We start from the raw sequence: 15,272 nt of genomic DNA, 5'->3' as shown, positions 1-15,272 counted from the left end.
GGTCGGGGTGGGGGCCGGTGGGGACGACGGACGTCCCGGACGCCGGCTCAGGACAGGGTCGGCATCCCCTCGCTCTCGCTCGCCGCGAACGCGGCCTCCTGCTCCTCCACGTAGGCGTCCCAGGTGACGGCGTCCCAGATCTCGAAGCGGGTGTCGACCCCGACCACGACGACGTCGCGGTCCAGGCCGGCGTAGGCGCGCAGACCGGCGGGGAGCGTGATGCGGCCGGCCTTGTCCGGCTCCAGCTCGACCATCGAGCCGAAGCCCAGTCGGCTGAACGCGCGGCCCTGGACGGTGTCCGCGGGCATGGCAGCGGCGCGCTGGCGCTGGATCTCGGCGACACGCTGGTGGGTGAGCGCGTAGATGCAGCGCTCCTTGCCCTTGGTCAGCACGACGCCGCTCGCGGTGAGCTCGCGGAAGCGGACGGGGAGGGCCATGCGGCCCTTCTCGTCGAGGCGGAGCGCGTGGCTGCCGAGGAACACCGGACCACCACCCCCACCTCGTCTTCCCGTGGACCTCGCAGGACCCCCTGCGGACCCTGGCTCTCCATCCGGCGCCACAGTAACCCACTGGCCCCCACTGGGCACCACTTCACACCCCGTGTCCCCTCTGGCGGCGTGGCGCCCCCACGGGTTGTGTCCCGGGCCCCGCCGACCGGGTGGCGCAGGGCGGCGCCGAGGGGTCCGGTGGGGCGCTGGGGAGGCGGGGTGGAGGCGGGGTGGAGGCCACGGTCGCGCGGCCGCGGAGGGCACGGCCGGTGCGCCGTGGGAGGCACGGTCGGCGCGCCGTCGAGGCCGCCGGGGAGGTCACGGTGGGGGCGTCCGCAGGCCCGGGGCGAGAACGCCGGGGTCCGGAACGCCGGCCACGTACCGTGGGCCGGGTGACCGAGGCCACCACCACCCCCTCGACCGGCGCGCACACCGGCGCCGGCGCCCCCGGCGACCCCGATCTCGAGCCGGTGGACGTGCAGGCCGAGGGCGCCCGGATCGCCGCGGCGATGGGCACGGTGGTGCAGGGCAAGCCCGACGTCGTCCGGCTGGCGCTGGTGGTGCTGCTGGCCGAGGGGCACCTGCTCATCGAGGACGTCCCCGGCGTGGGCAAGACGACGCTGGCCAAGGCGATGGCCAAGGCGGTGGACTCCACCGTCCGGCGCATCCAGTTCACCCCGGACCTGCTGCCCAGCGACGTCACCGGGGTCGCGGTCTTCGACCAGGAGACCCGCACCTTCGAGTTCCGCCCCGGCGCGGTGTTCGCCAACCTGGTGGTGGCCGACGAGATCAACCGGGCCTCCCCCAAGACCCAGTCGGCCCTGCTGGAGTGCATGGAGGAGCGGCAGGTCACCGTCGACGGGGTCACCTACGAGTTGGCCCGTCCGTTCATGGTGCTGGCCACGCAGAACCCGCTGGAGATGGAGGGCACCTACCCGCTGCCCGAGGCCCAGCGCGACCGGTTCACCGCCCGGGTGTCGATGGGCTACCCCGACCGGGACGCCGAGCTGGCCATGCTCGACGACCGCGGGACCCGTGACCCGCTGGGCTCGCTCACCCCGGTGGCCGACGCCGCGCTGGTCCGCCGGATGGTCGCCGGCACCGCCCGGCTGCACGTGGCCGACCCGCTGCGCCGCTACGTCGTCGCCCTCGTCGAGGCCACCCGGCGCAGCCCCGACCTCCGGCTGGGCGCCTCCCCCCGGGCCGGGCTGCAGCTGCTGCGGGCCGCCCGCGCGGCCGCCGCCCTCGACGGCCGCGACCACGTCGTCCCCGACGACGTGCAGGCGATGGCCGTGCCGGTGCTGGCCCACCGGCTGCTGCTGACCCCCGACGCCGCCCTCGCCCGGCGCAGCACCGAGCGCGTGGTGGCCGACGTCCTCACCGCCGTCCCGGTCCCCCGGACCCGCTGAGCCGGGCGTCCGCGTGCCGCGTCGTGGCCGGCTGGCCGACCTCACCTCCTCCCTGACCCTGCGCGGGTCCTGCCTGGTCGCGGCCGGGCTGACGCTGGTCGGGCTCGGCGCCCTGCTCGGCGAGCGGTCCCTGGTCCAGCTGGCGCTCTTCGTCCTGGCCCTGCCGGTGCTCTCGGCCGTCGGCGTCGTGCGGGCCCGGTTCCGGCTGGCCTCCCGGCGGACGGTCACCCCCGGCCGGGTCCCCCGCGGCCAGGACGCCGAGGTGCTGCTCGAGGTCACCAACACCGACCGGCGGGCCGGGGGCATGTGGATGCTGTCCGAGCAGCTGCCCGCCGACCTCGGCGTCCGGCCGCGGTTCCTGGTCGAGCAGCTGCCCAGCGGTGCCACCGCGGCACTGCGTTACCGGGTGCACGGCGCCCGGCGCGGCCGGCACCCGCTGGGCCCACTGCGACTGCGGCTGGTGGACCCCTTCGGCCTGGTGCTGCGCAGCACGGCCGGCACCGACACCGCCACCCTGCTCGTCGTCCCCCGGGTCCGTCCGCTGGGCCCGATGGCGCTGTCCGGGGGCACCGGCGGCGGCGTCGAGGGCGCGCGCCGCTCGTTCGCCGTCCACGGTGAGGACGACGTCAGCACCCGGGAGTACCGGCGCGGCGACGACCTCCGCAAGGTGCACTGGCGGGCCACCGCCCGGACCGGGGAGCTGATGGTCCGGCTGGAGGAGAAGCCCTGGCGCTCCTCGGCGACCCTGCTGGTGGACACCCGGCAGCGGGCGCACCTGCTGGGCACCGCCGTCGGCACCGGAGCGGCCGGGGACCCCGCTCCCCCGCCGGACACCCTGGAGTGGGTCGTCGAGGCCGCCGCCAGCATCGGCGACCACCTGCTGGGCCGCGGCGCGGACCTGCGCGTGGTCACCGACGTCGGCGAGCTGACCCCGGCCGGCGGTCGCGGCGGGCTGGACCGCGGCGAGCTCGCGGAGCGACTCGCCGCGTTGACGCCCTCCCGGCACACCGACCTGGACACCGGGGTGCAGGCGCTGCGCCGGGCCGCCGCCGAGGGCCCGGTCGTCTGCCTGCTGGGTGCCGTCGGCCCCGACGACGTCGGCACCCTGGTCCGGGCCCGGTCCGGGCCGGGCACCGACGTCGCCGTGCTGGTCGACGTCGTCGCCTGGCACGACGCGGGCGCCCGGCGCAGCCGCCGGGCCGGGCTCACCGCCGGGGCCCGCGCGGAGCTCGACGGCCAGCGCGAGGACGCCGCGGCGCTGCTGCGGGCCGCCGGCTGGCGGGTCGTCGTCGCCGGGCCGCAGGACAGCGTGGAGGCCACCTGGGCGCGGCTGGGCGGCGCCGGGTCGACCACCTCGACCAGCAGCCGAACGAGCACCGCCGCCGCCGGACTGGCCGGCTGATGCGCGCGGGCACGCTGGGCACCACGGTGGCGACGGCGGTCGCCCTCCTGCTGGGCTCGCTGGCCCTGGTGCCGGTCTTCGCCACCGGCGGCTGGGCGCCGCCCGTCGCGGTCGCGGTCGTGGCGGTCGCCGGCGCCGGCCTGGTCGTCCGCGCGCTCGCCGGCCGGCAGGGCCTCGCCGGGTCGGGCTGGGTCGTGGTTGCCGTCCCCGCCGTGCAGGTGCTGGCGCTGCTGACCGCGCTGACCGTCGTCTTCGTGCCCGGGGACGCCACCGCCGGGTTCCTGCCGACGCCGTCCTCGGTCGGCGACCTGGCGGCACTCCTCGCCGAGGGCGGGGACGACGTCCGCGAGCAGGTCACCCCGGCCCTGCCGCTGACCGGTCTGGTCGCCCTGGTGGCACTGCTCCTCGGCGTCCTCGCACTGGGCGCCGACCTGCTCGCCGTCGCCGCCCGCCAGCCGGCGCTGGCCGGGCTGACCCTGCTGGTGCTGGCCTGCATCCCGGTCGCGACCACCCGCGGGGACGTGTCGCCGGCGGCCTTCCTGGGGCCCGCGGTGGGCTTCGCCGTGCTGCTGTGGGCCGACCAGCGGGGCCGCCTCGCCGACCGGGACCGCTCGGGCCCGGGGGCCCCGCTGGGCACCGGCACGTTGCCGGCGCTGCGGACCGGCGCGCTGGCGGCGCTGGTCGCGCTGGTGCTCCCGGCCTTCGTGCCGACGCTGGCCGAGGGCAGCTTCACCTCGGGTCTGGGCGGCGGCGGGGACGGCCCCGGCGGGTCCAGCACCGGCACCGCCCTGGACCCGGCCGCAGCCCTGCAGGGCCAGCTGACCCAACCCGAGCCGATCGACCTGCTGCGGCTGGAGACCGACGTCCCCGACCCCGAGTACCTGCGCACGGTGGCCCTGGACGAGTACACCGACGAGGGCTGGGGCATCGCCGCCCTGGACGGCAGCCTCCCCGTGTCGTCCTCGGAGGCGCTGGCGCCGCTGCCGGGCACGGTGGACAGCCGGGAGGTCGACTCCCGGGTGACGGCCCTGGCCCACGACGACCGCTTCCTGCCGGTGTTCGCCTCCGTCCAGTCCGTCGTCGTCGACGGTGCGGAGGACGGCGCCTGGCGCATCGACGACCGCAACGACACCGTCTTCGGGCGCGACGGCACCCGGACGGCCGGCGCGAGCTGGGACGTGGTGTCCCAGGAGGCCCGGCCCACCCCGCAGCAGCTGGCGGCCAGCCGGCCGCTGCCGGCCGCGGACCCGCTGCAGCAGTCGGCCACCGCACTGCCGCCGCTGGACCCCTCGGTCACCGCGCTGGTCGAGGAGCTGACCGGCCCGGAGCAGTCGCCCTACCAGCGCGTGGAGGCGGTCTTCGGCCACCTCAGCGACCGGGCCAACGGCTTCGTCTACAGCCTGGCCACCACCCCGGGCACCACCGGGGACGACCTGGCCGACTTCCTGGAACGCCGCCGCGGCTACTGCGAGCAGTACGCCGGGGCGATGGCGGTGCTGGTGCGGGCCGCCGGGGTGCCCGCCCGGGTGGTGCTGGGCTACACCCCCGGTCAGCCGCAGACCGACGGCAGCCGGCTGGTCACCACCGCCGACGCCCACGCCTGGGCCGAGGTCTACTTCGCCGGCCTGGGCTGGGTGCCCTACGACCCGACGCCGATCGCCGAGACCCGCCAGGTCGACCTGCCGTGGGCGCAGCGTGCCGACGACCGGGCCCCCGCCGTGCCGACCGGGTCGGCGGCACCCACCGCGGCGCCGGGGGTGCCCACCGCCGAGCTGGACCGCGACGACCAGTTCACCCCGCTGGCGCCCGGCGCGGCCGACGCCGGGACGGCGTGGGGCCGCTGGCTGGGCGTGGGTGGCGGCACCGCCGTGCTGCTGGCGCTGCTCGCCGCCCCCGGGCTGACCCGGGTGCTGCAGCGCCGGCGGCGGCTGGCCGACGGGAGCCCGGGCGCCGTGTGGGACGAGCTGCTGGCCACCAGCACCGACCTGGGGCTGCCGGTGACCACCACCGGTTCGCCGCGGCAGGTGGCTGCCCGGTTGACCGAGGTGGCCGCGGTCGACGGGTCCGCGGCCGCAGCGCTGCGGGCCCTGGCCGCCGCCCTGGAGGGGGCGGTCTACGGGCCGCCCGGCGACCACCCGGTCCGCGACCTGTCGGCGGCCTCCGCGGCAGCGGACCGGGCGCTGCGGGCCGGGGTGGGACGCCGGGACCGGTGGCGCGCCCGGCTGGCCCCGGCCTCGGTGCTGACCGCCGTGACCGGCTGGGTCACCGCCCACGCCCCACGCCGCCGGGGCACCCGCACCGCCTGACGGTCGGTGCGGGTGCCCCGGCCACCGCACCGACCGTCAGCACCGACGACAGCAGCCGCCGTCCCCGGGCGGGGACGGCGGCTGCTGGTGGGCTGGGGACCGCTACTGGTCGTAGCGGCGGCGGAAGCGCTCCTCGAGGCGGTCCTTGAGGGGCTGGCGGCGGGCCTTGGCCTTGCCGCCCTTCGCGCGGGACGAGCCACCGACCGGCGCGCTGCCCTCGGGACCACCGACCTCGACGGCCCCGGTGGCGGCCGAGTAGTTCAGCACGCCGAGTGCGGCGCCGCCGAACATCAGCAGGAAGCCGACGACCCCGACGGGGGTGCTGGGCAGCGCCACCCCGCCGACGAGCACGGCGAGACCGACGACGACGGCGAGCGCACCGAGCTGGAGCTTGCGGCGAGCCTTCTGCCGACGGTCACCGGTACGCACCTGGGAGGCGAACTTCGGGTCGTCGTCGACGAGCGCACGCTCGATCTGCTCCAGCAGTTTCTGCTCGTGCTCGGAGAGCGGCACGACGACCTCCTGAGGTCCGAGCTCTGGCCGCCGGTGGCTCTCCACCGGCGGTGGTGACGAGGATACGAGCCTTGCGCAGGGTGCGAAAGGCGAGTGGCCCCCGACACGGTTGCGACTTGGCACCGATCACCCTCTCGGGGGTGGACCGGCTCCTCCAGGAGGACGAACCGGCCCTCCAGGACGTTCCCCGGAGCGCGCCGGGACGCACTGTCTGCCCCGTCACGCCGCGTCCCCGTCACGCCGCCTCCCCGTCACGCCGCGTCCCCGTCACGCCGCGTCCCCGTCACGCCGCGTCCCCGTCGGGTCCCGGGCTGGGACTGCGGGGTCCGGCGGCACGGCGTCCGTCGTCCGGGCTCCGGCGGGGTGCCGGACTGCCCGGGCGGGGCACCGCCTGGGAGCGACCGGTGACGCCGTCGCGGCGCAGCAGGGTGGCCGGGCGCACCGCCCCGGCACCGAACCGGCGGGCGGCCCGGTCGGCGGCCAGCTCGGCGTCGCGGCGGCCGTGCTCGCGGGCCCCGAGCACCAGCTGGGTGGGCGTGCCGTCGGCGTCGGTGAGCCCCTCGGCGCGCACCCCGACCAGCCGGATCCGGGCCCGGTCCAGGCCGAGGGCGTCGAAGAGGTCGCGGGCGGTGTCGTAGAGCTCCTGGGCGACGTCGGTGGGCACCTTGAGGGTGCGGGAGCGGGTGATGGTGTGGAAGTCGGAGAACCGCACCTTGAGGGTGACGGTGCGGGCCAGGTGCCCGGTGGAGCGCAGCCGCCCCGCGGTGCGCTCGGACAGGTGCAGCAGCTCACGGTGGATGACCACCGGGTCGTCGACGTCGACGCCGAAGGTCTCCTCCGCGCCGGTGGACTTCTCCGGCTCGTCGGGCACCACCCGGCGCGGGTCCCGGCCCCAGGCCAGCTCGTGCAGGTGGCTGCCCGCGGCGTGGCCCAGCGCACGCTGCAGGGTCCGGGCCGGCACGTGCGCCAGGTCGCCCACGGTGCGCAGGCCCAGCCGGACCAGCACCTCCTCGGTCTTGGCACCCACGCCCCACAGCGCGCCCACCGGCAGCGGGTGCAGGAAGCCCATGACCTCCGCGGGCCGGACCACCATCAGCCCGTCGGGCTTGCTGCGGGTGGAGGCCAGCTTCGCGACGAACTTGGTGCCGGCCACGCCCACCGAGCAGGTGATGCCCTGCTCGTCGAACACCCGGGCGCGGACCAGCTCGGCGACGTCGACGGGGTCCCCCAGCCGGCGGCCGGCCCCGGAGACGTCCAGGAACGCCTCGTCCAGGCTCAGCGGCTCCACCAGCGGGGTGATGGTGCGGAAGACGGCCATGACCCCCCGGGAGACCTCGGCGTAGAGCGCCATGTCCCCCGGGACGACGACCGCGGTCGGGCACAGCCGCAGCGCCCGGGAGGTGGGCATCGCGCTGTGCACGCCGTACGCGCGGGCCTCGTAGGTGGCCGAGGTGACCACCCCGCGGTTGCCGGCCCCGCCGACGATGACCGGCCTCCCCCGCAGCGAGGGGTCCCGGCGGACCTCGACGCTGGCGAAGAAGGCGTCCATGTCCACGTGCAGCACGGTGCAGCCCTCGGCCCGGTCCACCCACACCCCTCGCTCGGTTCGAACACGTGTTCGACAGCCTAGCGGTTCAGTCCTCCTGCCCCCCGGTGGCCAGCCCGTCCAGGTCCGCGCCGAAGCCGCCGCCGGCGCGCGGCACCCGGCGGGCCGAGGTGACCACCGGCGCCGCCGGTGTCCGCAGCACGGTGCGACCGGCCAGCAGCAGCGCCCCGACCAGCGCCTCGTCCTCCGACACCACCAGCGGCGGGAACCCGCCGACCGCGGTGTACGCGCTCCCCCGCACCCCGAGGGAGGCCCCGTGCACGTGCGGGTGGACGGCGTCCAGACCACCGGCACGCCACGCGTCGTAGGCCGCGGCGAAGGCGGCCGGGACGTGCGGCGGGTGCCCGGTCCAGTCCTCGACGGCGACCGTGCCGACGACGGCGTCCACGCCCGAGGCCGCACCCAGGGCCTGCACCGCGAGCCAGTCCGCGGGCACCCGGCTGTCGGCGTCGGTGTTGGCCACCCACACCCGGTCGGCGGGCACCCCGGTGTGCGCGGCCTCGGCCAGCACCGCCAGCACCCCGGCGTGCCGGGCGTCGCCGACGTTGCCCCCGCCGGTCTCCACCACCCGGGCACCCCCGGCCCGGGCCAGGTCGGCGGTGTCGTCGGTGCACAGGTCGGCGACCACGACGACCAGCACCGGGACGCCGGCCAGGTCGGGGTGCGCCGCGGCCCGGGCCAGTGCCGCCAGGCAGCCGGGCAGCAGCTCCGCCTCGTCCCGCGCGGGGACCACGACGCCCAGCAGTCCGGTCACCACAGCTGCTCCGCCGCCGCCACCGACGCCGCGCGGACGTCGTCCGCCGGCGCCCGCACCCAGCAGTCCAGCAGCAGGTCGGTCTCGGCGTGCGTGGCGACCAGGGGCCAGTCCAGCTCCGACCGCAGGGCCTCGTGGACGGCGTCCCCGGTCTGCGGGTACTCGGGCACCTCGTGCCGCCAGTGCACCGCGAGCAGGGTGCCGCCGGGGCGGACCGCCGTCCGCACCTGGTGCAGGAAGACGGCGAGGTCGGCCGGGGACAGGTAGTAGAGGACCTCGGAGACCACCAGCAGGTCGACGCCGGGCAGCGCGTCACCGGGCACCGTCCGCTGCTCGACGGCGACCCCGGGGGTGCCGGCGACCCGGGCGCGGGCCCGCTCGACCGCTGCGGCGCTGGCGTCCCAACCGGTGAGCCGCTCGCAGCGCGGGGCCAGCGCCGCGGTCAGCTCGCCGACCGAGCAGCCGACCTCCAGGGCGTCGGCGTACCGCTCGCGCGGGAGCACCGCGGTGGTCAGGGCGTACTTGCGGCGCTCGTACCAGCGCGACCGCATCGACCAGGGGTCCTCGGCGGCGGCGTACATGTCGTCGAAGAACGACGCGGGCAGGGTCACGTCCAGAGCACCTCGGTCGGTCGGGCGGAGTGGGCCAGGAACTCCGGGGGGAGCACGACGGCGTCGGCCGGGTCGGGACCCAGCGGGGCGACCTGGGTGCGGAAGCAGGCGATCGCGGCCGCCTTGGCGTCCTGCGCCGAGGGCGGCAGGTCGACCCGGTGGGCCCGCTCCCAGGGCACGCGTGGGTCGCCGGGCACGGCCCAGTGCCAGGTCCACACCGGGTACTGCCAGACCGGGACGCCGGCCCGCGCACCCGCGGCGACCGCGGCCCGGCCGACCGCCTCGTGGTCGGGGTGGCCGTCCCCGGTCCAGGTGGTGAGCACGGCGTCGACCCCGGCGAACGCGGCGGCCAGCGCCACGCCCAGTCCGGCCTCGTGCTCGGCGACCAGGCCGTCGGGCAGGCCCAGCCGGGTGGTCCGGGTGGACCCGGCACCCAGGGCGCGCAGCGCGTGCCCGGACTCGGCGACCCGGGCGACGGCGAGCTGCGCGGGGCTGAGCACGGTGCTGCCCGGGTGGCTGGCGTCGCCGTCGGTGACGGCGACCAGCTCGACCTCGACGCCCGCCCCGGACAGCAGCGCGAGGGTGCCGCCGACGCCGAGCACCTCGTCGTCGGGGTGGGCGGCGCAGACCGCGACCCGCCGCCAGGTCGGGTCGGGCACCCAGGCGGGCCAGTCCTGCCCGGGCAGCCACCCGGCCCAGGCCTCCTCGGGGGTGGCGTCCGGGGTGTGCCCGGCGGCCGGGGCGCTCACCGGGCGGCCCGCAGCGGTGCGGCCAGCGCGGCCAGGTCGCGCTCGCCGTGGTGCTGGCGCAGGTAGACGGCGAGGTCGGCGGCCTGCCCGAGGTACCGGGTGTCGTGCGCGGCCGGACCGGCCCCCAGGGCGCGGGCGACGGTGGCCAGCACCTCGTCCCCGGTGCGCGCGGCCAGTCCGCGGACCCGGTGGGCCCGCCGCTGCGCGGCGCCGGCGGTGTCGGCCGGGTCGGCGTCCACCTCGGCGGCGGCCACCGCGAGGGCGGCGTCCACAGCGGCGAGCGCGACGTCCACCGCACCCCAGGCGGCGTCGCGGTGCGGGTCCTCGGGGGCGGTGGCGACGACGTCTGCCAGCGCCCGTGCCACGCCCGCCGCTCCCCCGGCCCAGACGGCGGCGACCCCGATGCCGCCGTGCCAGAAGCCGGGCCGGTCCAGGTAGGCCCGCGGGCCCCCGACGGCCAGCGCCGGGACGTCGTCCAGCAGCACGTCGGCGGTGTCGCTGCCGGCCATCCCGGGGGCCGCCCAGGCACCCGGGGACGGCGCGACACCCCGGGCTCCGAGGTCGACCAGGAACAGCCGTCGGCCGTCGTCGGCGTGCGCGGTCACCAGGGCCGAGGTGCAGACCCGCGCACCCGAGCACCACTGCTTGACCCCCGACAGGCGCCAGCCGCCACCCGCACGCTCGGCGCCCACCCGGCCCGACGGCGGTTCCGCGGCCCACACGCCGAGCCGCTCGCCGGCCCCGGGTGCCGGGCCGTCGAGCTCGGCGAGCACCGCGACCGCGTCGGCGTGGCCCTCGGCCAGCCGGGCCAGCGGCAGGTCGGTCGCACCCAGGTCGTGGAGGGCGCGCCACCGCTCGGCGGTGGCGCCGCTGCCGGGGGGCGGTGTGGACCAGCCGGCGTCGAGCAGCCGGGTGAAAGCGGAGGCGGTGGTCTGGACAGCGTCCTCGCGGGCGAGGACCCCGGGTCTGGGGGTGTCGTGCACGAGGCCCCACCTACCCCGCCCACCCGGGGCTCTACGCGCGCCCGGCCGACGTCACCGCGGGGGATGGTTAGGGAGTCGATCACCGCGGTACGACAGGTCCGGGGCCGCTGATCGGCGGCCGTACGACGACCTGATGGAGGAACCGTGGCGTTCGACGACGACGACATGACCAGCGTGGAGGGCCCCGCGGACAGCGGCGCCGGCGAGGGCACCCCGGGCCAGCACGACGGTGGCGCCGACGGTTCGGCCGAGGGCCCCGCGGACAGCGGTGCCGGCTCCGGCACCCCGGGCCAGCAGGACGGTGGCGCCGACGGTGGCGCTGACGGCGGTGCCGACGGTGGCGCCGAGGGCCCGGCCGACAGCGGTGCCGGCTCCGGCACCCCCGGCCAGCACGACGACGGCGCCGACGGCTCCGCCGAGGGCCCCGCGGACAGCGGTGCCGGCGAGGGCACCCCGGGCCAGAGCGACGGCGGCGCGGACGGTTCGGCCTGAGCCAGACCACGACCCTGCAGGGCCGGACGGAGGGCGACCTCCGTCCGGCCCTGCGGCGCTGCGTGCGCGTGGACCCGCAGGTCTTCGCCGAGCAGCACTGGTCGCGCCGGCCCCTGCTGTCCAGCGCTGCGGAGCTCGACTCGTCCTCCCCCACCGGCCCCGGCGGCTTCGCCGACCTGCTGACCCTCGCCGACGTGGACGAGCTGCTGTCCGCCCGCGGCCTGCGCACCCCGTTCCTGCGGATCGCCAAGGACGGCGCCGTGGTGGACCCCAAGCGCTTCACCACCTCCGGCGGCGCCGGGGCCGAGGTGGCCGACCAGGTCTCCTCGGACTCCGTGCTGCGCCTGTTCAGCGAGGGCAGCACCGTCGTCCTGCAGGGCCTGCACCGGCTGTGGCCGCCGCTGGTCGAGTTCGCCGACTCCCTCGCCGCCGACCTCGGGCACCCCACCCAGGTCAACGCCTACATCACCCCGCCGTCCTCGCGCGGGTTCTCCCCGCACTACGACGTGCACGACGTGTTCGTCTTGCAGGTCGCCGGGGAGAAGCACTGGACCATCCACGAGCCGGTGCTCACCGACCCGCTGCGCACCCAGCCCTGGGGTGACCGGGCCGAGGCCGTGGCTGCCGCCGCGGAGCGCGAGCCGGTCATCGACACCGTGCTGCGTCCCGGTGACGCCCTCTACCTGCCCCGCGGCTACCTGCACTCGGCGACCGCACTGGGCGAGATCAGCGCCCACCTGACCATCGGCGTGCACCCGGTGACCCGCTGGGGCGCCGTGGAGTCGGCGCTGGACCTGGTGCGCACCCTGGCCGTCGAGGACCCCGAGCTGCGCCGGTCGCTGCCCCTGGGCGTCGACCTCGCCGACCCTGGCACCACCGCCGAGGACGTCGCCGCGGTGATCGCCGGGCTGCACTCCTGGCTGGACCGCGTCGACCCCGCCGTGGTGTCCGACCGGCTGCGCTCACGGACCTGGGCCCAGGTGCGACCCGAGCCGGTCGCCCCGCTGGCCCAGTCCGCCGCCGCCGCCGCGCTGTCGGCCGACACCGTGCTGCGGTTGCGTCCGCGGCTGCGGGTGCAGTTGCGCGACGTCGTCGGGGAGCGGGTCACCCTGGTCGCCGGACGCCGGCACCACGACCTGCCCGCCGCCACCCGCCCGGCGCTGGCCGAGCTGCTCGCCGCGGGCGAGCTGGAGGTGGGCGACCTGCCCGGGCTGGACGCCGAGGAGCAGCTGACCCTGGCCCGCCGGCTCGTGGTGGAGTCCGTCGCCGTCGTCCCCGACGCGGTCGCCGGAGGACCTGTGCACCATGGGGACGATGAGTCCCCAGGCCGGTCACCCCGAGGTGGCGAGCACGCAGCAGGTGCCTGACCCGGCGGACGACTTCTGCCTGGTCCCCGACGACGCCCCGCCCCTCGTCGCGGCCGACCGGTCCACCCCGGTCGGCCGCCTCGACGAGGGGCGGTGCTCGGTCCGCGCCCTGACCGCGGGTGACTCCCCCATGGCCACCGCCCCGCCGGCCCGCCGGTGGCTGCTGGTCGAGCAGCCCGGACCCTGGGGCCGGGACGCACTGCTGCAGTCCCGCTTCGACGCCGCCGTGGCCCCGCTGCTGGCCGCCCGCGCCCGGGACGCCGGGCTGCGGATCCAGATGGTGCGCCGCCCCGGGGACCGGCTCAGCGACTCCGGCCGACGCTGGGCCGTCGCCGACGTCACCCCGGGGGGCACCTGGCTGCGCTGGTCCACCCGGGAGACCGACGCCGAGCTCCTGGACGCGCCCCTGGACGGCTCGGTCGGGGTCGACCACACCGATCCGACCTACCTGGTGTGCACCCACGGCGGCCACGACGCCTGCTGCGCCGTGCGCGGACGACCGCTGGCCCGGGCCCTCCCGGCCGCCGGCCCGGCCGACGTCTGGGAGACCAGCCACCTGGGCGGGGACCGGTTCGCCGCCAACGTGCTCGTGCTGCCCACCGGGCACGTCTACGGCCAGGTCCCCGGCGACGGCGCCGACCTGGTCGGGGCGCACGGCCGCGGCGAGGTGCTGCTGGACCACCTGCGCGGCCGCGCCGGCCTGACCCCGCCGGCCCAGGCCGCCCAGCAGCTGGCCCGTGCCGAGCTGGGTCTGCTCGGGGTGGAGGACCTGCCGGTCCGCTCGGTGCGCGCCCTGCCCGCGCCCGACACCGGCGGTGAGCGCTGGGCGGTGACCCTGGGCGGCCCCGACGGCGACCTGGTGCTCACCCTGGACGCGCGGCTCTCGGCCGAGTCCCGGCTGCTGACCTGCGCCGCGCTCCGGCCGGGCCGGTGGCGGACCTGGCACCCGGTGGGGCCCCTCGCCCCCGTCGAGCCCCCGGTCTAGAGCTCGGCCTCCGCGCGGGTCCGCCGCGACGGGCTGAAGACCTGGATGTCCAGGAAGCCCGGCGGCTCGGCCACGCCGGGGCCGCCGTCGGCGACCCACTGCACGACCTCGGCGGTGGTCTCCTCGTCCAGCACCCCGCCCAGCCAGACCGGTCGGGCCCCGGCGGCGCGGCCGGCCGGGGTGGGGCTGACGACGACCACGTTGGACCGCTCGCAGGCGTCCAGGCAGTCCACCACCCGCACCCGGGCGCCGGCCCGCTGCAGCGTCTCCAGCTGCGCCCGGTGGTCGACGTCGGGGTGCTTCTCGGTGCGCCCGCAGCAGCAGCCGCGGCAGACGGTGAGCATCGGCGTCGCGGGTCCGCGGTCCTCCGTGCGGCGGCTCACGCCGCGCCGTCCAGGGCCCGGCCGCGGGCCAGCAGCAGCGGGATCGCGAGCTCGGTCGCGGTCAGCGAGCCGTGGTAGGCGGCCAGCATCGAGGGCACCGGTTCGCGCCGGGTGGCGGTGAGCGCCCAGCTGCCTCGGGCGAGCGCGACGACGTCGCCGATCCGGGCGACCAGGCCGTCGTCGACCGGGCCGAAGACCCCGCTGGCGACGGCCTCCTCCCGGCTGACGACCCAGGCGCGGTGCGCGAGCACGCCCTGCCAGGCGGCGAGCACATCGGCCTCGGCGCCTGGTCGGGCGTGCACGTACCGGGCCCGGGGCTCCCCGGCCAGCACCCGCACGCCCTCCTGCAGCGCGACCTCGGCGTCGACGTCCAGGCGGGTGTCGGCGGGGACGTCGAGCATCCCGTGGTCGGCGGTGACCAGCAGGGCGGCGTCCGCGGGGAGGGCGTCGACCAGCTGGGCGACCATCAGGTCCACCGCGGCCAGCTGGTGCCGCCAGCTGTCGGAGTCGACGCCCCGGACGTGCCCGGTCAGGTCGAGCTCGGCGTGGTAGCCGTAGACCAGCGACCGGTCCCGGCCGCCGAGGGCGTGCGCGAGGACGGCGGCGAGGTCCCCGGGGCTGACCGCCGAGGTGTAGCGGGCCCCGCGGTAGGCCGCCCGGGTCAGCCCGGACCCGGCGTAGGCGTACGGCCCGACGACGGTGCTGGCGACGTCGGCGGCGGCCAGCTGCTGGAACACCGTGGGCCTGGCCTGCCAGGTGTCCGGGTCGGGGTCGTCGGTCCAGTGCGTGTGGGTGACGGTGCGGTCCTCGCCGGGCACGTCGGTGACGAAGCCCAGGACGCCGTGGCTGCCCGGCGGCAGGCCGGTGCCCAACGTGGTGAGGCTGACCGGCGTGGTGCTGGGGCAGGGCGCCTGCAGGTCGCCGACGGGGCTCAGCAGCCCGGCCAGGGTGGGGGCCAGGTCGGCGTGCGCCCGGACCAGGTCGGCGCCCAGGCCGTCGACGAGCAGCACCGCGACGCTGCGGGCCCCGCGCAGGGTGTCGGCCAGGCCCAGCGGGTCGGCGGTGAGGTCGGTGCCGCGCTGGAGGGGGACCCCGAGGGCGGTGGCCACCCCGGGGAGCACGTCGGCGAGGGTCGCGGTGCCGTAGGCCGGGCGCTGCAGGTCGGCGGGCAGGCCCTGCGGCCCGGTGCCCGGGGACCGTGTCGTCGGCGGGGTCATCAGCGGC

At 77.8% G+C, this 15,272-nt stretch carries 15 protein-coding genes; 6 read left to right on the top strand and 9 right to left on the bottom strand.

Annotated elements, in window-relative coordinates; translation table 11 throughout:
- Positions 1 to 47: 47 nt before the first annotated feature.
- Positions 48 to 482 (bottom strand): division/cell wall cluster transcriptional repressor MraZ, encoded by a 435-nt coding sequence (gene mraZ, locus AC0IVP_RS18805; protein ID WP_056299246.1) that lies wholly within the window; start codon positions 480 to 482, stop codon positions 48 to 50.
- A 398-nt stretch (positions 483 to 880) separates the two neighbouring features.
- On the opposite strand from mraZ, the gene AC0IVP_RS18800 reads away from it, so the two are divergent.
- From AC0IVP_RS18800 to AC0IVP_RS18790, 3 genes are read left to right on the top strand one after another with little or no spacing between them, the layout of a single operon-like run.
- Positions 881 to 1,897: an AAA family ATPase gene (locus tag AC0IVP_RS18800; protein WP_471758547.1), complete on the top strand. Its 1,017-nt coding sequence runs from the start codon at positions 881 to 883 to the stop codon at positions 1,895 to 1,897.
- Between the two features lie 13 nt (positions 1,898 to 1,910).
- On the top strand, positions 1,911 to 3,299 hold the full coding sequence (locus AC0IVP_RS18795) for a DUF58 domain-containing protein (protein WP_471758545.1): 1,389 nt from the start codon (positions 1,911 to 1,913) through the stop codon (positions 3,297 to 3,299).
- Positions 3,299 to 5,605: a transglutaminase TgpA family protein gene (locus AC0IVP_RS18790; protein ID WP_471758543.1), complete on the top strand. Its 2,307-nt coding sequence runs from the start codon at positions 3,299 to 3,301 to the stop codon at positions 5,603 to 5,605. Before AC0IVP_RS18795 ends, AC0IVP_RS18790 begins: the two co-directional genes overlap by 1 nt.
- A gap of 102 nt (positions 5,606 to 5,707) precedes the next feature.
- Here the strand turns inward: AC0IVP_RS18790 and AC0IVP_RS18785 are convergent, their stop codons facing one another.
- The 6 genes from AC0IVP_RS18785 to AC0IVP_RS18760 all read right to left on the bottom strand — a co-directional run bounded on the left by AC0IVP_RS18785 (position 5,708) and on the right by AC0IVP_RS18760 (position 10,821).
- Positions 5,708 to 6,118: a DUF3040 domain-containing protein gene (locus tag AC0IVP_RS18785; RefSeq protein ID WP_471758541.1), complete on the bottom strand. Its 411-nt coding sequence runs from the start codon at positions 6,116 to 6,118 to the stop codon at positions 5,708 to 5,710.
- A gap of 283 nt (positions 6,119 to 6,401) precedes the next feature.
- On the bottom strand, positions 6,402 to 7,706 hold the full coding sequence (locus AC0IVP_RS18780) for a DNA polymerase IV (RefSeq protein ID WP_471758539.1): 1,305 nt from the start codon (positions 7,704 to 7,706) through the stop codon (positions 6,402 to 6,404).
- A gap of 46 nt (positions 7,707 to 7,752) precedes the next feature.
- Positions 7,753 to 8,478, bottom strand: coding sequence for a glycosyltransferase family 2 protein (locus AC0IVP_RS18775; protein WP_471758537.1), 726 nt, complete (start codon positions 8,476 to 8,478; stop codon positions 7,753 to 7,755).
- The gene (locus AC0IVP_RS18770; RefSeq protein WP_471758535.1) at positions 8,475 to 9,089 is read right to left on the bottom strand and encodes an SAM-dependent methyltransferase; all 615 of its coding nucleotides are present in this window, start codon (positions 9,087 to 9,089) and stop codon (positions 8,475 to 8,477) included. Before AC0IVP_RS18770 ends, AC0IVP_RS18775 begins: the two co-directional genes overlap by 4 nt.
- The gene (locus AC0IVP_RS18765) at positions 9,086 to 9,838 is read right to left on the bottom strand and encodes a PIG-L deacetylase family protein (RefSeq protein WP_471758533.1); all 753 of its coding nucleotides are present in this window, start codon (positions 9,836 to 9,838) and stop codon (positions 9,086 to 9,088) included. The genes AC0IVP_RS18770 and AC0IVP_RS18765 overlap by 4 nt, the downstream gene beginning before the upstream one ends.
- Positions 9,835 to 10,821: an acyl-CoA dehydrogenase family protein gene (locus AC0IVP_RS18760; RefSeq protein WP_471758531.1), complete on the bottom strand. Its 987-nt coding sequence runs from the start codon at positions 10,819 to 10,821 to the stop codon at positions 9,835 to 9,837. The genes AC0IVP_RS18765 and AC0IVP_RS18760 overlap by 4 nt, the downstream gene beginning before the upstream one ends.
- A gap of 144 nt (positions 10,822 to 10,965) precedes the next feature.
- Between AC0IVP_RS18760 and AC0IVP_RS18755 the strand changes: the two genes are divergently transcribed.
- From AC0IVP_RS18755 to AC0IVP_RS18745, 3 genes are all read left to right on the top strand, one after another.
- On the top strand, positions 10,966 to 11,313 hold the full coding sequence (locus tag AC0IVP_RS18755) for a hypothetical protein (protein ID WP_056299227.1): 348 nt from the start codon (positions 10,966 to 10,968) through the stop codon (positions 11,311 to 11,313).
- Between the two features lie 68 nt (positions 11,314 to 11,381).
- Positions 11,382 to 12,680, top strand: coding sequence for a cupin domain-containing protein (locus AC0IVP_RS18750; RefSeq protein ID WP_471758529.1), 1,299 nt, complete (start codon positions 11,382 to 11,384; stop codon positions 12,678 to 12,680).
- On the top strand, positions 12,673 to 13,665 hold the full coding sequence (locus AC0IVP_RS18745) for a sucrase ferredoxin (protein ID WP_471758527.1): 993 nt from the start codon (positions 12,673 to 12,675) through the stop codon (positions 13,663 to 13,665). The genes AC0IVP_RS18750 and AC0IVP_RS18745 overlap by 8 nt, the downstream gene beginning before the upstream one ends.
- Here the strand turns inward: AC0IVP_RS18745 and AC0IVP_RS18740 are convergent.
- Positions 13,662 to 14,048, bottom strand: coding sequence for a hypothetical protein (locus AC0IVP_RS18740; RefSeq protein WP_235564926.1), 387 nt, complete (start codon positions 14,046 to 14,048; stop codon positions 13,662 to 13,664). The genes AC0IVP_RS18745 and AC0IVP_RS18740 overlap by 4 nt on opposite strands.
- Entirely contained in the window at positions 14,045 to 15,265 is a 1,221-nt protein-coding gene (locus AC0IVP_RS18735; protein ID WP_056299220.1) for an alkaline phosphatase family protein, read from the bottom strand. The genes AC0IVP_RS18740 and AC0IVP_RS18735 overlap by 4 nt, the downstream gene beginning before the upstream one ends.
- Positions 15,266 to 15,272 lie beyond the last annotated feature (7 nt).

Source organism: Klenkia sp. AC732 (genome assembly GCF_979256525.1).
Note: the sequence above shows the minus strand (reverse complement) of the source record. Positions and strands in the feature narration are given on the sequence as shown.